The organism is Luteimonas salinisoli, assembly GCF_013425525.1.
GTDB lineage: Bacteria > Pseudomonadota > Gammaproteobacteria > Xanthomonadales > Xanthomonadaceae > Luteimonas > Luteimonas salinisoli.
The window spans coordinates 46,279-66,899 of the sequence record NZ_JACCKA010000031.1; the positions used below are offsets into that span (position 1 = coordinate 46,279).

Genomic DNA, 20,621 nt, shown 5'->3' on the forward strand with positions numbered 1-20,621 from the left:
GGTCGTGAGGGGAGGCGGGCGATCGACGCCTCGCGCGGGAGGTCGCGTCTAGTGCAGCAGCGGCAGGCGGTCGCGGTAGCTGCGCGAGAGCTTGAGTTCCTGCCCGCAGTCCAGGCGCAGGTAGCTCTCGCCGTTGGTGTGCGGGCGCAGTTCCACCACCCGTTTGGCGTTGACGATGGTGGAGCGGTGGATGCGCGGGAAGCGTCGCGGGTCCAGCTGCTTCTCCAGATCGCGCATGGTCGCGCGCAGCACCAGGGTTTCCTGGTCGGTATGGATGCACATGTAGTCGCCGGCGGCGTCGATCCAGCGGATCGCGGACATGGCGATCCTGAGGGTCCTTGCGCCGTCGCGCACGGCCAGCTTGTCCTCGCTCCTCAGCCGTTCCAGGCAGTCCTGGTGCAGGGCCTGGTCCAGCTCCAGCGTGCGTCCGCTCAGTTCCCCCAGCAGGCCGAGCAGGCGTTCGCAGTGGCGGCTGGCGGCGCGCTGCGCCCACGCCTGCCGCACCCGCGCCAGCGCCTGGTGCAGGCGGCTGTCGTCCACCGGCTTGAGCAGGTAGTCCGTTGCCGAGGCTTCGAAGGCGCGGATCGCGTAGTGGTCGTAGGCGGTGACGAAGATCACCAGCGGCATTTTCTCGGCCGGGATGTGCTGCAGCGCGGTGAAGCCGTCCACGCCGGGCATCTGCACGTCCAGCAGCATCAGGTCGGGCTGCAGCGTGTGCACGGCGGCGATGGCGGCGGCGCCGTCGCCGTACTGGCCGACGATCTCGATGTCGGCGTGCTCAGCCAGCCGCAATTCCAGCCCGCGCCGCGCCAGCGGCTCGTCGTCGACGATCAGGGTGCGGATGCGCGGGGCGGTCGCCGGTGCGGCGGCGTCAGTCTTCATGTCCGGCCCCGTCGATGGCGGTGGCGGCGGTCTCGAACGGCAGGCGCAGGCAGACCTCGATGCCGCGCGGCAGGTTGCGCACGGAAAGTCCGCCGGCATCGCCGTACAGCACCTGCAGGCGCTCGCGGGTGTTGCGCAGGCCCACGCCCTTGCCCGGCGGGAGCTCGCCGCCCTCCAACGCCAGGCAGCCTGGACCGTCGTCGATGACCTTCAGCACCAGCTGCCCCTCTTCCCGCCGGGCCTCGATCCGCAGGGTGCCGCCCTCGACCTCGCGCGCGACCGCGTACTTGATGGCGTTCTCGACCAGCGGTTGCAGCAGCAGGCTGGGCAGCAGCGCCCGCCAGCAGTCGGCGTCGACCGCGGTGCGTACCTGCAGGCGTTCGGCGAAGCGGATCTTTTCGATGCCCAGGTACAGGGTCAGCGCGTCAAGTTCCTGGCGCAGGGTGACCCGCTGCATCGGGTCGCTGTCCAGCGAGTGGCGCAGGAACGAGGAGAGTCCCTGCACCATGCGGTTGGCGGTGGCGTTGTCGCGGTCCAGGATCAGGGTGGAGATGGCGTTGAGGGTGTTGAACAGGAAGTGCGGGTTGAGCTGGTAGCGCAGCATCTTCAGCTGCGCCTGGTGGGCCATGCCGCGCGCGGCGAGGGCGCGCCGAGTCTGGTCCTGCAGCTGGCGGTAGTACTTGAGGCCCAGGTACAGGCCGACCCAGGCCAGCACCACGTAGATGAAGCTGAGCGAGGAGGCCAGGTACGACAGGCCCCCCTCGCTGGTGCAGGCCGGACAGAACTGCAGCTTGATCCCCGCAGTGGCCCGGTCCATCAACGCCGAGCAGGCCAGTACCGGCAGCACCATGATCGCCACCAGCCGCAACGGCGGCTGGCCCCAGCAGGCGCGCAGCAGCAGGCGCAGCCCCAGCGTCCCCAGCGCGCCGGCGGCCGCCGCGGTCAGCGGTACCATCCAGTAGCCCGGGGGCTTGCCGTAGGCCAGGGCCGAGAGGTAGCCGAGGCTGAAATAGCCGGTCCAGCCGCCCAGATGCAGCAGCCAGAACAGGTGCTCGCGGCGGGACAGCCAGAGCGGTCGGGGAACGGCGATGGCCATGGCGGATCGCGGAAGCGCAGGTGCGGTCATGCTACCGCGCCTCACCGCGGTCGCCGGCCACGGTTCGTCGCATCCGCGGCTCGTTTCGCCGCAGGCGTGCCGTCCGGACGCGGCGACGACCGGCCCGGCCCGGCCGCCGGCACTACGCCTCTCCCGCCGTTGGAGGGCGGTCGACGGTGGCCGGCGCCAGTCGGCCGCGACGGCGTCGCCGGTCGCGGGATCGCGAACACCGCGGGTCGGCCGCTGCGGTGGTCGAAATGCGTCGCAATGCGACCGCCCGCGCGCATTGACCGACCGTCGTCGCCTCCCTACGATTCGCGTCGGTTCGCGCGCAGGGGGTTGCGGCGGCCATCCTTCTACCGGCATGCACCCGCGATCCGCTCGCGGGGCGATGGCGGTGCCATCATTTTCCAGGGGACGCAGATGATCAGTTTCAAGCTCGAGCCGGACAACCATGCGGCGCTTTCGCGCTGGTCGAAACGGTTCTTCCAGGTGGTTTTCGTGTTGGCGGCGGGGGTGCTGATGTTCATGGGCATCGACGGCTACCGCGAGGCCAGTTCGATCCTGGCGGACCATTCCGTGGTGAACGTGCCGGTCGAGCTCGAGGGCATCGACGAGGAACGCGGCCGCCGCGGACGCACCAGGCACATGTTCGATTTCGGCTACGCCTTCGAGGTCGACGGCACGCAGTACCGTGGTGCGTTCACCACGTCGGAATCGAACGCCGAAAAGTACCTGGGCGACGGGACGACCATCGACATCGCCTACTCCAACGCCGACCCGGCGCGGTTCGACCGGCTGGACAAATTGCAGGGCATGGCCGGCGCCGGCAGCCTGGTCAAGCGCATGGCGATCGCGGTGCTCGGGGCGGCCTTCCTCGCCTTCGTGATGCATATGCTGCTGGTGGCGAAGCTGTTCGTGCCGCGCAAGCCGGAGCCCGAGCCGGAAGCGGCGGCGGGCTAGGATGTGCAACAGGCGCGCCCGGCCCGGGCGCGCCGGGCTGGAGAAGCCGGTGACGCGCACGATCGCGATGCTCGTGTTCGACGATGCCCAGGCCCTCGACGTGGCCGGCCCTCTGGAGGTCTTCGCGCTCGCCAGCCGTGAGCGCCGCGAGCGCGAGCCCGGCGCCGTCGTGCCGTATGCGGCCCTCCTGGTCGGTCCCGGTCGTGCACCGGTCGCGCTGGCGTCGGGAATTCGGGTGCTGCCGGATCGCGGCTACTCCGAGATCGACACGGGGATCGATACCCTGCTGGTGAGCGGCGGCATGGGCGCCGCGCTGGACCGGGTGCGCGCCGACCGCGCGCTCGTCGCCTGGCTGGGAGGCATCGCCTCGCGCGTGCGTCGTATCGCCTCGGTCTGCAACGGGGCGCTGCTGCTGGCCGAAGCCGGCGTGCTGGACGGGTGCGAGGCCACCACGCACTGGCGCGACACCGCCGAACTGGCGGCGCGCTACCCCGCGGTCAGGGTGGTGCCGGATGCGATCTATACCCGCACCGGCGAGGTGTGGACCTCGGCGGGCATCACCGCCGGCATGGACATGGCGCTGGCGATGGTGGCGGCCGACCACGGCATGCCGCTGGCGCTCGCGGTGGCCAAACGGATGGTGATGGTGGCCAAGCGCTCGGGCGGGCAGAGCCAGTTCAGCCGCGAGCTCGAGGAACTTGACGTTCCCGACCGGTTCGCCGATCTGGCGCGCTGGATCCGGGCGCACCTGCGCGCCCCGCTCGATGCCGGGCTGCTGGCCGACCGGGTGCACATGAGCACGCGTCAGTTCGCGCGGCGCTTCGCCGCCGCGTTCGGCACCACGCCGCAGAAGTACATCGAGCGGTTGCGGGTGGATGCCGCCAAGGTCCTGCTCGAGAGCGGCACCGCGACGATGCGGCGGGTCGCGTCCGACAGCGGCTTCGCGTCGGAAGACGCCTTCCGGCGGGCCTTCCGGCGCCACGCCGGCGTCACTCCCGGGGAATACCGCCAACGCTTCGGCCCCCCCTGACGCCGCCGTCCGCAAGCGCCGGCTGGATGTCCGCAAGCGCCGGCCGCCGACCGGCATGGTGGCGGTACACCCGATTGGAGATGCCCCATGCGCACCCTGCTGATGAAGGCCGCGGTCCTGGCGATTGCCGGGCTGCTGTCGCCGGCGCCCGCCGGGGCCGCCCATCGCGCCCATTCCGAACCTGCGGTGCAGGTCGGCATCGTGCTGTTCGACGGCGTGCAGATCATCGATTTCGCCGCGCCCTACGAAGTGTTCGGCCAGGCCGGGTTCGGGGTGGCGACGGTGTCGGCCGACGGTGGGCCGGTGACGACGGCGATGGGGCTGGCGGTCACCCCAGACCACGGTTTCGCCGATGCGCCGCCGTTCGACGTGCTGCTGGTGCCCGGCGGCGACACCGGGGATGCCGAGCGCGACGAGGTGCTGCTGGGGTTCGTGCGCGGGCGTGCGGCATCCGCGCGGCACGTGCTCTCGGTTTGCACCGGCTCGCACATCCTGGGCGCGTCCGGCCTGCTGGACGGCCTGCGGGCGACCACGTTCCATCGCGCACTGTCCTCGCTCGCTTCGAAGTACCCGGAAATCGACGTGGTGCGCGACGTGCGCTGGGTGGACAACGGCGCGATCGTCACTTCGGCCGGGCTGTCCTCCGGCATCGATGCGGCCCTGCACATCGTCGGCAAGGAGCGCGGGGCGGACGCTGCCAGCACGGTCGCGATGCACCTGGAGTACGACTGGCGGCCGGAAGACGGCTTCGTGCGTACCCGCATGGCCGATCGCCACCTGCCGGACCTGGGCCGGGTGCAGTGGCCGGAGGCGACGCGGTTCGACCGCATCGTGAACACCGGCGACACGCGCAGCTGGCGCATGCGCTATCGGGTGTCGACCGACGCGGACGCAGAGGCGCTGATGGCATTGGCCGCCGAGGCGCTGGACGGCACGGAAGGTTGGACGCGCGCTTCGGCGGCCAGCACCCGCGACTGGGTGGGCGCGGTGGAGGGCGAGCGGCTGCGGATGGCGATCGGTATGACCGCCGCGGGACCCGGCACGCACTGGCTCGACGTCGAGCTGGAGACGGCGGCCGAAGAAGAAGACGACGACCGCGGTTGAGGCACGGCCGCGTCGTCGGGCACGGCCGCCGAGAAATGTGCCCGGGGGCGGGCCGGGGGATCCGTGACAAGTCGCTCCCCGATACTCGCTTGGTTGTCACGCATCCCCCGGCCCGCTAGCGACGGCGCGGCGATCGGGCCGGAGAGCGTAGGGTGCGGACAGGTCTTGCCGTGCCGGGGTTTTGCTTTTCTGAAAGCGCCGGTGAAGTCGGAGCATCGGGTGGGGGCGGCGCCGCAACAAAGCGAGTATCGGGGAGCGACTTGCGGTGCCGCCCCCGCCCGATGGCGCCACGTGCCTTCGGGCCATCGATCGACAGGCCAGGGTGGTGGGGCAGTTTCGGGCATCACCGCCGAGAAATGTGCCCGGGGGCGGGCCGGGGGATCCGTGCCAAGTCGCTCCCCGATACTCGCTTGGTTGTCACGCATCCCCCGGCCCGCTGGTGACGATGCGGCGATCGGGCCGGAGAGCATGGCCGCGGGCCGATCTCGGCCGCGGGTTCCGGGCTTCCGTCGGCGCATCGGCCGATCCGTCGCCGCAGGCCCCACCTCGGCGGCGGGCGCCGCTATCCTCGCCCCATACCGTCCCGTTCGTGACCCGAAATGTCCACTTTCACCTTCGTCCTGCGCCATGCACTGGCCTGGTGCCTGTTCTACCTGGCGGTGCTGATCGTCTGGTCGAACCTGGGGCTGCCCGAGTTCATCGTGCTGCTGCTGGCGATGCTGACCCTGGCGTTCGTCATCCCCGATGCGATCTCCCACGTGCACCGGGTACGGATGATCATCGGCCAAGCCACGCCCGAGCATCTGCGCAACCGCCAGCGTCGCCAGGTGGAGGTGCCGTTCGTGGCCGGCGAAGCCTTCGACCTGGTGGACGCGGCGCTGCACGAGCTGCCCGGCGTCATGGACATCGAGTCGGCCCGCGACAGCCTGCGCGTGCACGCCGGGGTGCGCCGCGAGGATCCCTATGGCGCCCAGGGACGTTTCGATCCGCTGCGCTGGATCGACCGCCGGCTCGGCGGGCACCGCGACATGGTCACCGCCACCGTCCACCCCAACGGCGACACCTCCACCATCACCCTGGCCTGCGAGCCGGAGAGCGCGGCCTGGACCGACTGGCTGCGGGTGGACCACGGCAGCAACCTGCAGACCGCCGAGGCGATCACCCGCGCCATCACCCGCCGCGTCGGCGAGCAGCGCCGGGGCGAGCGCGCCGCCGCCCATCGCACCGCCAGCGCCAAGGAACTGAGCGAGGCGAAACTGAGCCTGCTGCACGCCCAGGTGGAGCCGCACTTCCTCTACAACACCCTGGCCAGCGCGCAGCTGCTCACCCGCAGCGACCCGGCGCGTGCCGACCAGATGCTCGGCCACCTGATCGAATACCTGCGCCGCTCGCTGCCGCGCACGCTGCAGGGGCAGTCGACCCTCGGCGAGGAACTGGAGCGCGCCAACGCCTGGCTGGAGATCATGAAGTTCCGCATGGGCGCGCGCCTGGAGACGCAGATCGACGTGCCCGAGCCGCTGCTGGCGGTGCCGTTCCCGGCGATGATGCTGCAGACCCTGGTGGAGAACGCCATCAAGCACGGCCTCGAGCCGAAGACCGGCGGCGGCACGGTGTGGATCCGCGCCCGCGAGACCGAGGGGCGGGTGGCGGTCACCGTGGCCGACGACGGCCGCGGCTTCTCCAGCGAGAGCAGTGGCACCGGCATCGGCCTGCGCAACGTGCGCGAGCGCCTGCGCCTGACCTACGGCGAGGCCGCCGGCCTGCGCATCGCCGCCAACTTTCCCTCGGGCGTCGCGGCCACGGTCACCGTGCCCGCGGCCCCGGAGCCCGGACGCCCGGAGCCCGCCCATGCCTAGTTGCGTGATCGCCGAAGACGAGGACCTGCTGCGCGCCGCGCTGGCATCGCTGCTGGCCGAGGCCTGGCCGGAGCTGGAGATCGTCGCGCGCTGCGAGGACGGCGGCAGCGCCCTGGAGGCCATCGCCGGGCATGCTCCGGACTACGCCTTCCTCGATATCCGCATGCCGGGCCTGACCGGGCTCGAGGTCGCCGCCGCGGCGGCCGAGTCGAACCCGGCCACCCGGGTGGTGTTCGTGACCGCCTACGACCAGTACGCGCTCGACGCCTTCGACCGCGGCGCCGTGGACTACCTGCTCAAGCCGGTCACCCGCGAGCGCTTGGACGCCACCGTGCGCCGGCTGCAGGCGCGCAGTGCCGACACCCACCCCGACGCCGCCACCCTGGCCGCGCTGCTGCGCCAGCTGCAGGCGCAGCCGCGCGCCGACGCGCCCGAGCCGCTGTCCTGGATCACCGCCAGCAGCGGCCGCGAGACGCGCCTGATCCTGGTCGAGGACGTGCTGTATTTCCGCGCCGACAACAAGTACACGGTGGCCGTGACCGCCGACGGCGAGGCGCTGCTGCGCACGCCGGTGCGCGAGCTGCTGGCGGTGCTGGATCCGGCGGTGTTCAAGCAGGTGCACCGCGCCACCATCGTCAACATCAAGGCGATTGCGGCGGTGGTGCGCGAAGACGGCGGCCGCGGCCTGCTGCGCCTGCGCGGCCGCGACGAGACGTTGCCGGTCAGCCAGCCGTTCATGCCGCTGTTCCGCAACATGTGACATGCGCTACGCGACGGGAGGAACCACCATGCTGCGTGCAACCCTGATGCTCGGCTGCCTGCTGCTCGGCGGCTGCAGGTTCGAGACCGGCCTGACCACGGTCACCAATCTTTCGATCGAGGGCCGTGCGGTGAACGCGACGCGTTCCTACGTGGTCGGCGGCGAGGGCGAATTCGAATGCCTGCGCAGCGCCACCGGCAGCTGCCACTACGTGTTGTTCGTGGACGACTGCCGCGCCGATGCCCCGCCGGGGGCCGCCGACGCCTGTGCCGCGCGCGTGGTGCGCGAATTCACCCTGGGCGCCGGGGAGCGCCAGCACCTGGGCGAGCTGCCGCGCGGCCTGCGTCAGTGCGTCGACCACGACGCCCCGCCGGTGGCGCCGGAGTGCGCTGCCGGGCCGGCGTCGATCTGAGGTCCATCTGAGGGAGGGCGCCGGCGTGCTTCCGCCGTGCCGGCGGCCCAGTGGCTGTAGGAAAACTCCTACACGCGCACGGGTCATGCGCCGACTGCGCGGCGCCGCGGCGTGGGAGATCCTGTGCACGCCCCGGCAGCACGGCCCATGCAACGGCAACGGATGCCGCTCCGCAATGGAATCCAGGCCGCGACCTTGAGCAAGTCACCCAGCTGGGCCGGGGCGCTTCTTCCTTCAGCGGACTGGGTGCCGGTGGTCATGTCCTCATTGCAATTGGTGAAGTCGTACGGCGGCTGGCAACTGCTGGACGCGGGTCAGCCGGTGCTGTGGTTTCCCGAGCGCGAGAAGGGCCTGGAAATCGCTACCATCATGGCCGACGCGCGCAGTCTCTATCGCGGCGAGCCGACCACGGTCGAAGCGCAGAACGACGACGGCGAGTTCGAGGTGATCGCCGCGTTCGTGTAGCGCACCGCGCGGCTACCGCGGATGCTGGCATCCTCCCGGCCCATGCGCGGCCCGGGCTCCGCTTGCGGGGTTTCGGGCCGTTCGCGACGCACCCGCCAGGACCTCACGGGGCGATCGGGCCGGTCGCACCCCCCGCGGCGGTTTCGGACAGCATCAGCACCAGGCGCATCTGCACGTGGCGCAGTTCCGCTTCGTCCCTGGCGCGGCACTCGATCTCGCGGGCGCGGGCCTTGAACGACACCCAGAAATCGGCATCGAACGGGTGCCGCGCATGCATGCCGGGCAGGGAGCTCCCGAGCCGTTCGAGCTCGCGCTCGATCTCGCCGGAGATGCCGGCTTGCGTTTCGCGGGGGTGACTGGGGTACAGCGGTGCCGAAGCAATGGTGTCTTGCACTTGACGCTCCTGGTCGATCCCCCTTGCGCCACTATGGGTGCAGCGACGTGAAGCGCACGCGTGGCCGGGCCCCTGTCCAGTGAACGATTCAGCGGTTGCGCCGGGCGGCGCCGTACCGCGCAAGCCCTGATGGACGTGCCCGGATGGAGCGGAAATCGCTTCCGCCCGGGGCGCTTCGGCGGCGGCATCGCGCCGCCGGCGCTCCCAGGGTGCGGCATCCGGGACTGGGACGCCGGCGGGCGCGACGAGGGCGGAAGCCGTGCCCCGTCACAGATTCCGGCGTGCGTTCCGTGCTCATATCGCATCCTGGGGGGGACCAGGAGATACGCCATGGACCCTGTATCCGGTGTGTTCGCGTTCGTGGGTACCGGTTCCGACGGGCTCGACTACGTCGGCCGCCTCGAAGTGGAACCCTGCGAAGATGGCGCCGAGCCGATGTGGCTGCAGGGCTGCCTCCTCGATGGTCGCAGGCTGCATCCGGTGGCCCCGGGGCGGATGCTGGTCGAAGGCTCCAGGCTGACGATCCAGCCGACCCGGACCGCGCCCTGCGACTAGCCCCGCGCCTTCCGCGTCTGCCGGCCGCCTGGAACGGCGCCATTGCGGGCAGCATACTGGCGCCATCCCGCAGCGGACGGCATCCATGAATTCCAACGGTTGGTCGCGGCGCGAGGCCCTCGGCGCACTGGTGGCGGGCACCCTCGGAGCGCTCGCTCCCGCGGTGGTCCGCGGCGGCGTGCCGGATCTGCTGTTCCGCGACGTGCTGCTGGTGGACGGCACCGGGGCGGCCGGGCGGCGCACCGACGTGCTGGTGCGTGGCGAGCGGATCGAACGCATCGGCCGGCTGTCGCCGCGCGCCGCGCGCGGCGCGCGCATCGTCGAAGGCGGCGGCCGGGTGCTGGCCCCGGGCTTCATCGATACGCATGCCCATGGCGATCCGCTCGAGCACTCCTACGCCGGCTTCCTGGCGATGGGCGCGACCACGGTGCTGCTGGGCCAGGACGGCGGCAGCGCCGGGCTCGCCGACGCGTCCGGCGGCCGCGACGGCCTGCGGGCGTGGTTGGACGCGGTGGCGCATGCCGACATCGACATCAACGTGGCCACGCTGTCCGGCCACGGCACGCTACGCCGGCGCGCGGGGATTCCGGACGAGACCCGGGTGCCGGCGCAGGCGCAGCTCGCGCGGATGCAGGCGTTGCTCGACGACGACCTCGGCGCCGGCGCGTTCGGTCTGTCGACGGGCCTGGAGTACGTGCCCGGCATCTACGCCGAAACCCGGGAGCTGACCGCGCTCGGCGGCGTGGTGGCGCGCCACGACGGCGTGGCGATGAGCCATATGCGCTCGGAGGACGACGACCGGGTGCGCGCGTCGATCGAGGAACTCATCGCCGCCAGCCTGCCCGCGCGCCCGCACATCTCCCACCTCAAGGTGATGTACGCCAGGGGCGAGGCCGAGGCGGAGTCGCTGCTGGCCTTCCTGCACGGCAAGCGCGAGGCCGGCATCGAGCTGAGCGCCGACGCCTACCCCTACACCGCCGGGTACACCGGCATCGCGATCCTGTTCCCGGAATGGGCCCTGCCGCCCAGCGACTATGCAGCGGTGCTGGCGCAGCGCCGCGACGAGCTGCGCGCGCACCTGCAGGCGCGCATGACCCGGCGCGGCGGCCCGGGCGCGCTGCTGCTGGGCACCGGCGCGCATGCCGGCAGGACCCTGGAGCAGGCGGCCGAGGCCGCCGGCAAGCCTTATCCGGACCTGCTGATCGAGCTCGGCCCCGGCGGGGCCTCCGGCGCGCACTTCACCATGGACGAGGCGCTGCAGTCGCGGCTGCTGCTCGATCCCATCGTCGGGCTCTGCACCGACGGCCGCCCCGGCATGCGCCATCCGCGCGCCACCGGCACCTACGCCAAGTGGATCGCCCAGTACGTGGTCGCGGAGCGGCGCCTGACGCTGGAGGAGGCGGTGCGCAAATGCACCGGCCTTCCCGCCTCGGTGCTGCGCATCGCCGACCGGGGCGTGATCCGCGCCGGCGCCAGGGCCGACCTGTTGCTGTTCGATCCGGCCAGCGTGCGCGCGCGCTCCGACTATGCCGACCCCCTGGCGCACGCCGAGGGTTTCGACATGGTCGTCCTCAACGGCAGGCCGGCATGGGAGGACGGCGAGCGGGTCGGCCGGGCGGGGCGGCTGCTGCGCCGCGGCCGCTAGGACCGGGCCGGGCGGGAACGTTTCACGCGTTCGAGCCGCGCGCTGTCGTTCCATGGCCGACGGGCCCATCAGGATCCGCCATCATGTTTTTCGAATCGTGGAGCGACCTCGGCCGCGTGCTCGCCGTCGGCGTCTGCGCGTACGCGGCGCTCATCCTGCTGCTGCGCGCGTCCGGCAAGCGCACGCTGACCAAGATGAATGCCTTCGACTTCGTGGTCACCATCGCGCTGGGCTCGACGCTGGCTACCATCCTGCTCAACCGCGACGTCTCGCTGGCCGAAGGCGTGCTGGCGATGGCGCTGCTGGTCTGGTTGCAGTTCGCGATCACCTGGAGTTCCGCGCGCTGGGCCGCGGTTCACCGGCTGGTGGCGAGCGAGCCCACGCTGCTGCTGCACGACGGCGAATTCCTGCGCGAGGCGATGCGCCGCGAGCGCGTCAACGAGCGCGAGCTGCGCCAGGGCCTGCGCAACCACGGCATCGAGGATCCGGGCCAGGCGCGCTGCGTGGTGCTGGAAACCGACGGCGCCTTCAGCGTGGTGCGCGCCGACTCCCGCTAGGAGGGTCGGCGGTCTTCCGAAAGCCGCGTTCGTCGGGACACTGCCGGGCGTCCGTAATGGTGCGGTCGGCGACGCGCCTTGGGTCGGAGGGGCATCCCTGTTAAGATACGTCGCCATCGAGTCTGGTTTTCCGGCGTTGCACGCGCAACGTTCCGATGTCCGGACTCGCACGCGGCTCCCGATGCGGAGCCGACAGCGCCGTCGATCCCCAGATCGTCCGATCATTGCATGGCAGGTCCATCGCCGTGCGGGATCTCTTGTCGGCGCGCCCATCCGCAACCACAGGAGATGAACGCAGCGATGGCAGTCCCCTTCCCCGAACAGACCCTTCCCAACTGGCGCCGCGCCGTCCTCAAGGTCGGCAGCAGCCTGCTCAGCGACGGCAGGGGCGGACTCGGCAAGCGCAATGCCGCGGCGCTGGCGCGGCTGATCTCGCGCTTTCGCGACCAGGGCCGCGAAGTGCTGCTGGTCTCGTCCGGCGCGGTGGCCGCGGGCCGCGGCCTGATGGCCGACCATGGCGGCGGGCTGGCGCGCCGGCAGGCCCTGGCCGCACTCGGCCAGGCGCCGATGCTGGCGCTGTGGCAGGGGCTGGTCGAACAGCCGGTGGCGAAGGTGCTGCTCAGCCACGACGACCTGCGCAACCGCCGCCGCTACCTCAATGCGCAGGCGACGCTGCGCGAGCTGCTCGCGCTCGGCGCGCTGCCGATCGTCAACGAGAACGACACCGTCGCGGTCGACGAGCTCAAGCTCGGAGACAACGACAACCTGGCCGCCGTGGTCGCGACCCTGATCGATGCCGACATCCTGCTGATCGCCACCGATACGGACGGCCTCTACACCGGTCATCCGGAGCACGATCCGGATGCCCGCCCGGTACCGCGGATCGAGTCGATCACGCCGGGCGTGATGCGGATGGCCCAGGGAGGCGCCGGTACGCTCGGCACCGGCGGCATGGTGACCAAGCTGGAGGCCGCCACCAAGGCCGCCGCCGCGGGCATCGACACCGCGCTGTTCTGCGGCCACCGCATGGACACCATCGACGCGCTGTCGGCCGACCGCCTGCGCGGCACCTTCATCCCGGCCCACGGCGAGCGCCTGGTGGCCCGCAAGATGTGGCTGCGCCACACCCCGCCCAGCGGCGGCCGGATCCGGATCGACGAGGGCGCGGCGCAGGCGCTGGCCGAGCGCGGCGCATCGCTGCTGCCCGGCGGCGTGGTCGGGGTGGAGGGCGATTTCAACTGCTCGGCAATGGTGGACATCACCTGCGCCGAGGGCCGGCGCCGGTTGGCGCGCGGCCTGGTGCAGTACCAGTCGACGGACCTCGAGCGCATCGCCGGGCGCCACAGCCGCGAGATCGAGAGCGTGCTGGGGTTCCATAATGGCCGCTCGGTGATCCACCGCGACGACATGGTGCTGCTGGATGCCGCCGCCGCCGCGGTGCACTGACCATTGGAGAACGAGATGACCGGATACGTCCGCAACCTGGCCACCCGCGCGCGCGATGCCGCAGGGAGGATCGCCGCGCTCGATTCCGGGCAGCGTGCGGCGCTATTGACGTCGATGGCCGACGCGGTGGCCGCGGGCAGCGGGGAGATCCTCGCCGCCAACGCCGCCGACATGGCGCGCGCCCACGAGGCCGGCACCGCCGGCGCGATGCTGGACCGGCTGCGCCTGGACCAGGAGCGCGTGGATGCCATCGTCGCCGCGATCCGCGAGATCGCCGCGCTGCCCGACCCGGTCGGTCAGGTGACCCGCAGCGAGGTGCACGCCAACGGCATGACCGTGGAGAAGGTGCGCATCCCGCTGGGGCTGATCGCGATGATCTACGAGGCCCGCCCGAACGTGACCGCCGATGCCGCGGCGCTGTGCCTGCGCGCCGGCAATGCGGTGCTGCTGCGCGGCGGGTCGGAGGCGCGCGAGAGCAACGTCGCCATCGCCGCCTGCCTGCACCGCGCGCTGCGCGAGCACGGCCTGCCGGCCGAGGCGGTGGCGCTGGTGGAGGATCCCGCGCGCGAGCACGTGCTCGAGCTGCTGCAGCTCACCGAACTGGTGGATCTGGCGATCCCGCGCGGCGGCGAACGGCTGATCCGCTTCGTCGCCGAGAACGCGCGGGTGCCGGTGATCAAGCACTACAAGGGCGTCTGCCATCTGTACGTGGATCGCGCCGCCGATCCAGCGCTGGCGCTGCAGCTGGCCATCGACGGCAAGCTGTCGCGACCGGGGGTCTGCAATGCGCTGGAGACCATGCTGGTGCACGCCGGCATCGCCGAATCCTGGCTGCCCGATGCGCTGACCCGGCTGCAGGAGCGGGGCGCCGAGATCCGCGGCTGCGAGCGCACCCGCGCGTTGTTCCCCGAGGCGCAGGAGGCGACGGAGGAGGACTACGCGGCCGAGTACCTGTCGCCGATCCTGGCGGTGCGGGTGGTCGACTCGATCGACGAGGCGATCGCGCACATCCGCCGCCACGGCTCCGACCATACCGAGGTGATCGCCACCGCCGAGCAGGCGGCGGCGGAGCGCTTCGTACGCGCGATCCGCAGTTCCGCGGTGATGGTCAACGCGTCCTCGCGTTTCAACGACGGCGGCAGCCTCGGTCTGGGCGCCGAGATCGGCATCTCGACCACGCGCCTGCACGCCTACGGGCCGATGGGGCTGGAGTCGCTGACCATCGAGCGCTACGTCGTCCGCGGGGACGGGCAGGTCAGGCATCCGGAGTCGGCCGCCGCCGATTGATTCCGTACGGCCCGGGGTCGCTACGGCCGGGTCGGTGGCGACTCTCTATGCTGGCCGTCGACGCGGGTTTTCGCGGCATGGCCCGCTCCTACGGCGCCAGCCGCCGTCGAGGGCGTCTGCCCCTGCAGGAGCGCCCCATGGGCGCGAAGGCTGTGGGCGGCTCCGGACGGGTCGTCGGCGATTCCAGGGGTGGGCCCTGGTCGCGCTCAATCTTCCGCGGCGGCGGCCTCGCGGCCCTGCTGGCGGATGATCGCTTCCTGGCGCGCGTCCTCGATCGAGGACAGCACCGCGCCGGTGTCGGCGGTGTGCTCGTCGAAGACGAACCTGCCGGTCAGCGCCGCGTCCGGGCGCAGTTCGCCCTGCTCGTACAGCGCCCACATTTCCTCGCCGTAGTACGTGTCGAGCAGCTCGGGCGCATGGCGGCCGAGGCTCTCGCGCAGGTTGTGCACGTCGCGCAGCAGCATCTGCCGGGCGGCGTTGTTGCCGGCGGCGCTGACCACCTGCGGGAAATCGATGATCACTGGCCCGTCGGCCGCCACCAGCACGTTGTATTCCGACAGGTCGCCGTGGATCAGCCCCAGGCAGAGCATCCGCACCACGTCGGCGACCAGCATCGCGTGGAACTCGCGCGCCTGCTGCGGCTCCAGGTCCACTTCCACCAGCCGCGGCGCGCTGTTGCCGTCCGCATCCGCCACCAGGTCCATCAGCAGCACGCCATGCAGGAATCCCTGCGGTTGGGGCACCCGCAGCCCGGCGTCGGCCAGCTGGTAGAGCACTTCGGCTTCGGTGTTCTTCCAGGCGGTTTCCTGCTCGCGGCGGCCGAACTTGGTCGAGCGCGCCATCGCCCGCGCCTGGCGGCTGCCGCGCACCTTGCGGCCCTCCTGGTACTGGGCGCGCGCCTGGAAGCTGCGCTGCGCCATGTCCTTGTAGACCTTTGCGCAGCGGACCTGGTCGCCGCAGCGGACCACGTACACCGAGGCTTCCTTGCCGCTCTTGAGCGGCCGCAGCACCTCGTCGATCAGGCCGTCGTCGATCATCGGCCTCAGGCCGCTCGGAATCTTCATTGAACTGCCGTTGCCGCCGCGCGGGGGCCACCATTGTCCTCGCAAAACCCTGCGCGCGGGCGCTGTCCGGCCGATCGTGGGCCCGGCGGGTACCCGTGGGTTCATCCGCGGGTACGCGACCGGTCCGGCTGCCGGCACGGCCCTCCGCGCCCGCAACCACGGCGGCGGATCGCGGTGACAGACCACGTCGGGCGCTCGGATCGGGAGACGCCCGACGGCTGCAGCACGCTGCGCGGGGGCCACCCGCCGGTCCGCACGTTCCGCTCAGTCCTCGGTGGCGGCGGGCCAGCGCCAGTCGAGGATCTCCGGCATGTCCTCGCCATGGGCATGGATGTACTGCCGGTGCTCGATCAAGCGGTGGCGCATGCGTTGCTTGACGTATGCCGCCCGGGCGCCGAGGCCCGGGACCCGGTCGATCACGTCGATCACGAGGTGGAAGCGGTCGATGTCGTTGAGCACCGCCATGTCGAACGGGGTGGTGGTGGTGCCTTCCTCCTTGTAGCCGCGCACGTGCAGCTGGGCATGGCCGGCGCGGCGGTAGGTCAGGCGGTGGATCAACCACGGATAGCCGTGGTAGGCGAAGATGATCGGCCGGTCGCGAGTGAAGACGCCATCGAAATCGCGATCGGACAGGCCGTGCGGGTGCTCGGACTCGGACTGCAGGGTCATCAGGTCGACCACGTTGACCACCCGCACGCGCAGCTCCGGGAGCTCCTCGCGCAGGATCGCCACCGCCGCCAGCGTTTCCAGCGTCGGCACGTCGCCGCAGCAGGCCATCACCACATCGGGATCGCCGCCCTCGTCGCTGCTGGCCCACGGCCAGATGCCGACCCCGGCCTCGCAGTGGCGGATCGCCGCCTCCATGTCGAGGTACTGCGGCTGCGGCTGCTTGCCCGCGACGATCACGTTGACCAGGTCGCGCGAGCGCAGGCACTGGTCGGCCACGCACAGCAGGGTGTTGGCGTCGGGCGGCAGGTAGACCCGGATCACGTCGGCCTTCTTGTTCACCACGTGGTCGATGAAGCCCGGATCCTGGTGGCTGAAGCCGTTGTGGTCCTGGCGCCAGACGTGCGAGCTGAGCAGGTAGTTCAGCGAGGCGATCGAGCGCCGCCACGGGATCTCCCGGCATACCTTCAGCCACTTCGCGTGCTGGTTGAACATCGAGTCGACGATGTGGATGAAGGCCTCGTAGCACGAGAACAGGCCATGGCGTCCGGTCAGCAGGTAGCCTTCCAGCCAGCCCTGGCACAGGTGTTCGGACAGCACTTCCACCACCCGGCCGTCCGGGGACAGGTGCTCGTCGCCGGGCAAGAGCGGGCCGATGTGGCGCTTGCCGCTCGCCTGGTAGATGTCGTCGAGGCGGTTGGACGCGTTCTCGTCCGGGGCGAACACCAGGAAATTGCGCGCCTCCAGGTTCTTCTCCATCACGTCGCGCAGGTAGCCGCCGAGCACGCGGGTGGCCTCGGCGTCGACCGCGCCCGGGGCTGACACGTCGACCGCATGGCGGCGGTAATCCGGCAGGCGCAGGTCGCGGAGCAGGGCACCGCCGTTGGCGTGCGGCGAAGCGCCCATGCGCCGCGTCCCGGCGGGGGCCAGTTCGCGCAGCGCCGCGACCGGGCGGCCATCCCCGTCGAACAGCTCCTCCGGGCGGTAGCTGCGCATCCAGGCCTCCAACTGCGCCAGGTGCTCCGGGTGCTCGCGCAGTCCCGCCAGCGGCACCTGGTGCGAGCGCCAGGTGCCTTCCACCGGCTTGCCGTCGACGCTGGCGGGGCCGGTCCAGCCCTTCGGCGTGCGCAGCACCAGCATCGGCCAGCGCGGCCGCTTCGACGGCGCGCCCGCGCGCGCCTCGGCCTGGATGGCAGCGATACGGTCGAAGATCCTGTCCAGCGTTCGCGCCATCTCCGCGTGCACGAGGTCCGGGTCGTCGCCGCCGACGAAGAACGGCTCGTAGCCGTAGCCGCGGAACAGCTGTTCCAGCTCCTCGACCTCCATCCGGGCGAAATAGCTCGGGTTGGCGATCTTCCAGCCGTTGAGGTGGAGAATCGGCAGCACCGCACCGTCGCTGGCGGGGTTGAGGAACTTGCTGGCGTGCCAGCTGGCGGCCAGAGCGCCGGTCTCGGCCTCGCCGTCGCCGATCACGCAGGCGACGGTGAGGCCGGGATTGTCGAATACCGCGCCGTAGGCGTGCGCCAGCGCGTAACCGAGCTCGCCGCCCTCGTGGATCGAGCCGGGCGTCTCCGGGGCGACGTGGCTGGGGATGCCGCCGGGAAACGAGAACTGCCGGAACAGCAGGCGCATGCCCTCGGCATCCGTCGAGACTTCGGGATAGACCTCGCTGTAGCTGCCTTCCAGCCAGGTGTTGGCGACCATCGCCGGTCCGCCGTGCCCGGGGCCGGCGATATAGAACATGTCGAGGTCGCGCTCGCGGATCAGCCGGTTGAGATGCACGTAGATGAAGTTGAGGCCGGGCGTGGTGCCCCAGTGGCCCAGCAGCCGCGGCTTGACGTGTTCGAGCGTCAGCGGCTCGCGCAGCAGCGGGTTGTCGAGCAGGTAGATCTGGCCGACAGACAGGTAGTTGGCCGCGCGCCACCACGCGTCCATCCGCTGCAGCAGCTCCCGGTCCGGACGATCGTCGGTCTGGGGGGCGGCGTGTCTGGACATGTTTTTCTCCCGGTATGCGGAGGTGCGGTGCGACCGTGAACGGCGCGACGCGATTGCGCACCCGGCCGGCGATCCGCCGCGATGTGCGCCATTGCGCCGTGGGAGTATGGCGGCGAGCGGGTCATGGTCGCGTGGCGGGCCAGCCTCCACTGCGACCATCGGTCATGGCCGCTTCGCGGTGGGTCCGTCCGGCAGTCCGGGAGGGCTGCGCCGGCACGGCGTCCGGCGCAGCCACGCAGATCAACGGCCGAGGCGGAAGCTCATGCCCACGCCGCTCTGGGTTTCGCCGGCGCTGGAAGACAGGCCGACGAGCAGATTCACCCGTCGAGTGAGCATGTGCTGATAGCCCAGCGCCACCGCGTTCGCGCCGCGATAGTTGCCGACTGCCATCGCCAGGCGCTTCTCTCCGGGATTCCCGCCGGTGCTGCCCGCCATCAGGGCCATCGCCGCGCTGAGCGCGCCCACCCGGGCGATGCGCCGGTCGGCAAGACCCAGGCGGCTGTCGAACTCTTGGCGGAATTCTTCCCAGTCGTTGGCGATCCCGGCGACCCGTTCGTCGGTATAGGCGTTGGCCGAGGCGAGCGTCTGCGCGCTGCTCGCGTCCGCATAGTCCTGGGCAGTGGCCACGGCCTGATCACTGCGCAAGTCTGCATGCGCGGTTGCGCTTGCCAGCGTGGCCTGGGCGGTGCCTTGCAGCTGTTGCAGGTTGACAGCGTCGGTGGCCTCGGTGCCTGCGGCCACGCTGGTGAGCTGTCGTTCGCTGCCGGCGGCGCCGATCGACACGGTGTCGGCGCGGTCGGCGACCGCGCCCGCGCCCAGGGCGACGGCGTTGTCGGCGAGGGCCTGGCTGCCGGTACCGAGTGCGGTGCTGCCCAGGCCTCCGGCCTCGGCGCCGGCGCCCCCGGCCATGGCGTAGATGCCGCTGGCGTTGGCGGCCAGGCCGACCGCGGTCGCTCCCAGGCCGCTGGCGCTGGCTTCGACCCCCAGCGCCGCGGCCTGATCGCCCCCGGCGGTGCTGCCACCCCCCAGGGCGACGGCGTTCTCGCCGTTCGCCTCGGCGGAGATCCCCACCGCGATCGAACCGGCGCCGGCGGCGTTGCTGTTGAGCCCCTGGGCGAACGCCAGCTGCCCGGATGCGCTCGACTGGATACCCAGCGCAGTCGCGCCGTTGCCGGTCGCCGTCGACATCGATCCGAGGGCGGTGCTGGCCTCGCTGGTGGCCTGGCTTCCCCAGCCTGCGGCCAGGCTGCCCTGCTCGTGGGCCTCGGACGCATAGCCCAGCGCGGTGCTGCTCAGGCCGGTCGCGTTGGCGGCGGTGCCGATGGCGGTGGATTGCTCGCCGGTGGCGAAAGCGACGTTGCCGAAGGCCGACGCCAGCGGGCCGGTGGCGAGGCTGTTGCCGCCGACCGCGGTGGCGGCGAGGCTGGCGGCATCCGCGTTGGCGCCGACCGCGACGCCCAGTGCGCCATCGGAGGAGCTCAGGAAGCCAAGCGCGGTGCCGAAATCGCCGGCGGCGGCCCCCTGCGCGCCGACGGCGGTGCTGCCGTCGCCGTCGGCCGCCGCATCGGTGCCGCAGGCGAAGGCGTTGGTGCCCGGGGCGACCGGCCCGGGCGGGCCGTCGCAGACTTCGCCGGCAAGCGCGAATGGACTCGCCAGGGCCAGCGCCAGGGCGGCGGGAAGCAGTCTGGACAAGGTCGGGATTGACGTGGACATGGGTGTTCCTCTCAAGATGGGTGGCGGGATCGCGCGATCGGGTGCGCACGCTGGCCCTCGCAATCAGGAGTGCCGGAGTGCCACGACCGCAGGCGCCGCGGACCAGCGGGGGAGGGGATGGGCGAGATCACGGTGTTTCTCAGGCGCGCATCCGCCGGCGATGGGGATGCGCTCGATGCCGTGTTCGCGGCGCTCTACCCGGAGCTGCGGCAGTTGGCGCGCGGCCGCGCCGGCCGCGCGCCGGGCGCGCTGACGCCGACCGCGCTGGTGCACGAGGCCTACATGCGCCTGGTCGGCAACCGGGCACTCCGCCTCAACGACCGCGAGCACTTCTTCGCCTGCGCGGCGCGCGCGATGCGGGCGATCGCGATCGACGAGCTGCGTCGCGATGGCGCCGCCAAGCGCGGCGGCGACCGCATCGAGGTCACCTTCGACGAAGGCCTGGCGGAGCTGGATTTCGCGCAGGACGACCTGCTGCTGATCGATGCGGCGCTGGACGCGCTGGAGCGGATCAGCCCGCGGCAGTGCCGGGTGGTCGAATTGCGCTTCTTCGCCGGCCTCGAGTTCGCCGAGATCGCGGCGCTGTTCGATTGCTCGTTGCGCACCGCCAAGCGCGAGTGGGAGCGCGCGCGCGCCTTCCTGTACGCCCGCCTGGAGGAACCCGGACGGGCCTGAGGCGGACCCGATCATGGCGCGGTCGTGCCCGCCCGGCGGACCGGCGCACCGGCCGG

The 20,621-nt window shown here is 71.6% G+C and carries 19 protein-coding genes; 13 read left to right on the plus strand and 6 right to left on the minus strand.

All coding sequences use genetic code 11. The features are described from left to right. Positions 1 to 48 precede the first annotated feature (48 nt). Together H0E84_RS04820 and H0E84_RS04825 are read right to left on the minus strand one after the other, a co-directional pair. The gene (locus H0E84_RS04820; protein ID WP_180677501.1) at positions 49 to 882 is read right to left on the minus strand and encodes a LytR/AlgR family response regulator transcription factor; all 834 of its coding nucleotides are present in this window, start codon (positions 880 to 882) and stop codon (positions 49 to 51) included. Next, entirely contained in the window at positions 872 to 1,978 is a 1,107-nt protein-coding gene (locus H0E84_RS04825; protein WP_180677502.1) for a sensor histidine kinase, read from the minus strand. Before H0E84_RS04825 ends, H0E84_RS04820 begins: the two co-directional genes overlap by 11 nt. 423 nt (positions 1,979 to 2,401) lie before the next feature. On the opposite strand from H0E84_RS04825, the gene H0E84_RS04830 reads away from it, so the two are divergent. The 7 genes from H0E84_RS04830 (at position 2,402) to H0E84_RS04860 (ending at position 8,568) form a co-directional block, all read left to right on the plus strand. Beyond that, positions 2,402 to 2,941 carry a DUF3592 domain-containing protein gene (locus tag H0E84_RS04830; RefSeq protein ID WP_180677503.1) on the plus strand — a complete coding sequence of 180 codons (540 nt, stop codon included), beginning with the start codon at positions 2,402 to 2,404 and terminating at the stop codon, positions 2,939 to 2,941. 49 nt (positions 2,942 to 2,990) lie between these two features. Then, positions 2,991 to 3,971, plus strand: coding sequence for a GlxA family transcriptional regulator (locus tag H0E84_RS04835; protein WP_219339598.1), 981 nt, complete (start codon positions 2,991 to 2,993; stop codon positions 3,969 to 3,971). Positions 3,972 to 4,058: 87 nt separating this feature from the next. Then, complete coding sequence (locus H0E84_RS04840) at positions 4,059 to 5,075, plus strand: DJ-1/PfpI family protein (protein WP_180677504.1); 1,017 nt, start codon at positions 4,059 to 4,061, stop codon at positions 5,073 to 5,075. Between the two features lie 599 nt (positions 5,076 to 5,674). Then, on the plus strand, positions 5,675 to 6,931 hold the full coding sequence (locus tag H0E84_RS04845; RefSeq protein WP_180677505.1) for a sensor histidine kinase: 1,257 nt from the start codon (positions 5,675 to 5,677) through the stop codon (positions 6,929 to 6,931). Then, entirely contained in the window at positions 6,924 to 7,691 is a 768-nt protein-coding gene (locus H0E84_RS04850; RefSeq protein ID WP_180677506.1) for a LytR/AlgR family response regulator transcription factor, read from the plus strand. The genes H0E84_RS04845 and H0E84_RS04850 overlap by 8 nt, the downstream gene beginning before the upstream one ends. Before the next feature lie 28 nt (positions 7,692 to 7,719). Continuing rightward, complete coding sequence (locus H0E84_RS04855; protein ID WP_180677507.1) at positions 7,720 to 8,103, plus strand: hypothetical protein; 384 nt, start codon at positions 7,720 to 7,722, stop codon at positions 8,101 to 8,103. Between the two features lie 195 nt (positions 8,104 to 8,298). Further along, a complete protein-coding gene (locus tag H0E84_RS04860) occupies positions 8,299 to 8,568 on the plus strand; it encodes a hypothetical protein (protein WP_219339599.1) in 270 nt (89 codons plus the stop codon). Positions 8,569 to 8,671: 103 nt separating this feature from the next. Here H0E84_RS04860 and H0E84_RS04865 read toward each other — a convergent pair whose 3' ends face one another. Further along, complete coding sequence (locus tag H0E84_RS04865; protein WP_180677509.1) at positions 8,672 to 8,962, minus strand: hypothetical protein; 291 nt, start codon at positions 8,960 to 8,962, stop codon at positions 8,672 to 8,674. A gap of 330 nt (positions 8,963 to 9,292) precedes the next feature. Between H0E84_RS04865 and H0E84_RS04870 the strand changes: the two genes are divergently transcribed. The 5 genes from H0E84_RS04870 (at position 9,293) to H0E84_RS04890 (ending at position 14,452) form a co-directional block, all read left to right on the plus strand. Then, positions 9,293 to 9,517 (plus strand): hypothetical protein, encoded by a 225-nt coding sequence (locus H0E84_RS04870; protein WP_180677510.1) that lies wholly within the window; start codon positions 9,293 to 9,295, stop codon positions 9,515 to 9,517. A gap of 85 nt (positions 9,518 to 9,602) precedes the next feature. After that, on the plus strand, positions 9,603 to 11,162 hold the full coding sequence (locus H0E84_RS04875; RefSeq protein WP_180677511.1) for an N-acyl-D-amino-acid deacylase family protein: 1,560 nt from the start codon (positions 9,603 to 9,605) through the stop codon (positions 11,160 to 11,162). Between the two features lie 83 nt (positions 11,163 to 11,245). Further along, positions 11,246 to 11,719, plus strand: coding sequence for a DUF421 domain-containing protein (locus H0E84_RS04880; protein WP_180677512.1), 474 nt, complete (start codon positions 11,246 to 11,248; stop codon positions 11,717 to 11,719). Positions 11,720 to 12,019: 300 nt separating this feature from the next. Next, entirely contained in the window at positions 12,020 to 13,165 is a 1,146-nt protein-coding gene (gene proB, locus H0E84_RS04885; RefSeq protein ID WP_257644069.1) for a glutamate 5-kinase, read from the plus strand. Between the two features lie 15 nt (positions 13,166 to 13,180). Then, complete coding sequence (locus H0E84_RS04890; RefSeq protein ID WP_180677514.1) at positions 13,181 to 14,452, plus strand: glutamate-5-semialdehyde dehydrogenase; 1,272 nt, start codon at positions 13,181 to 13,183, stop codon at positions 14,450 to 14,452. Positions 14,453 to 14,658: 206 nt separating this feature from the next. Here H0E84_RS04890 and H0E84_RS04895 read toward each other — a convergent pair whose 3' ends face one another. From H0E84_RS04895 to H0E84_RS04905, 3 genes are all read right to left on the minus strand, one after another. Continuing rightward, positions 14,659 to 15,516 (minus strand): PA4780 family RIO1-like protein kinase, encoded by an 858-nt coding sequence (locus H0E84_RS04895; RefSeq protein WP_180677515.1) that lies wholly within the window; start codon positions 15,514 to 15,516, stop codon positions 14,659 to 14,661. A 264-nt stretch (positions 15,517 to 15,780) separates the two neighbouring features. Next, positions 15,781 to 18,177, minus strand: coding sequence for a phosphoketolase family protein (locus tag H0E84_RS04900; protein WP_180677516.1), 2,397 nt, complete (start codon positions 18,175 to 18,177; stop codon positions 15,781 to 15,783). A 240-nt stretch (positions 18,178 to 18,417) separates the two neighbouring features. Next, positions 18,418 to 19,890 carry a YadA-like family protein gene (locus H0E84_RS04905; protein ID WP_180677517.1) on the minus strand — a complete coding sequence of 491 codons (1,473 nt, stop codon included), beginning with the start codon at positions 19,888 to 19,890 and terminating at the stop codon, positions 18,418 to 18,420. A gap of 117 nt (positions 19,891 to 20,007) precedes the next feature. On the opposite strand from H0E84_RS04905, the gene H0E84_RS04910 reads away from it, so the two are divergent. Continuing rightward, entirely contained in the window at positions 20,008 to 20,565 is a 558-nt protein-coding gene (locus tag H0E84_RS04910) for an ECF-type sigma factor (RefSeq protein ID WP_180677518.1), read from the plus strand. Positions 20,566 to 20,621: the final 56 nt, after the last annotated feature.

Coding starts and splice junctions, on each gene's coding strand:
- H0E84_RS04850 (WP_180677506.1), top strand. CDS start 6,924: ATGCCTAGTTGCGTGATCGCCGAAGACGAGGACCTGCTGCGCGCCGCG.
- H0E84_RS04855 (WP_180677507.1), top strand. CDS start 7,720: ATGCTGCGTGCAACCCTGATGCTCGGCTGCCTGCTGCTCGGCGGCTGC.
- proB (WP_257644069.1), top strand. CDS start 12,020: ATGGCAGTCCCCTTCCCCGAACAGACCCTTCCCAACTGGCGCCGCGCC.
- H0E84_RS04910 (WP_180677518.1), top strand. CDS start 20,008: ATGGGCGAGATCACGGTGTTTCTCAGGCGCGCATCCGCCGGCGATGGG.
- H0E84_RS04880 (WP_180677512.1), top strand. CDS start 11,246: ATGTTTTTCGAATCGTGGAGCGACCTCGGCCGCGTGCTCGCCGTCGGC.
- H0E84_RS04900 (WP_180677516.1), bottom strand. CDS start 18,177: ATGTCCAGACACGCCGCCCCCCAGACCGACGATCGTCCGGACCGGGAG.
- H0E84_RS04840 (WP_180677504.1), top strand. CDS start 4,059: ATGCGCACCCTGCTGATGAAGGCCGCGGTCCTGGCGATTGCCGGGCTG.
- H0E84_RS04895 (WP_180677515.1), bottom strand. CDS start 15,516: ATGAAGATTCCGAGCGGCCTGAGGCCGATGATCGACGACGGCCTGATC.
- H0E84_RS04825 (WP_180677502.1), bottom strand. CDS start 1,978: ATGGCCATCGCCGTTCCCCGACCGCTCTGGCTGTCCCGCCGCGAGCAC.
- H0E84_RS04890 (WP_180677514.1), top strand. CDS start 13,181: ATGACCGGATACGTCCGCAACCTGGCCACCCGCGCGCGCGATGCCGCA.
- H0E84_RS04875 (WP_180677511.1), top strand. CDS start 9,603: ATGAATTCCAACGGTTGGTCGCGGCGCGAGGCCCTCGGCGCACTGGTG.
- H0E84_RS04820 (WP_180677501.1), bottom strand. CDS start 882: ATGAAGACTGACGCCGCCGCACCGGCGACCGCCCCGCGCATCCGCACC.
- H0E84_RS04845 (WP_180677505.1), top strand. CDS start 5,675: ATGTCCACTTTCACCTTCGTCCTGCGCCATGCACTGGCCTGGTGCCTG.
- H0E84_RS04870 (WP_180677510.1), top strand. CDS start 9,293: ATGGACCCTGTATCCGGTGTGTTCGCGTTCGTGGGTACCGGTTCCGAC.
- H0E84_RS04830 (WP_180677503.1), top strand. CDS start 2,402: ATGATCAGTTTCAAGCTCGAGCCGGACAACCATGCGGCGCTTTCGCGC.
- H0E84_RS04905 (WP_180677517.1), bottom strand. CDS start 19,890: ATGTCCACGTCAATCCCGACCTTGTCCAGACTGCTTCCCGCCGCCCTG.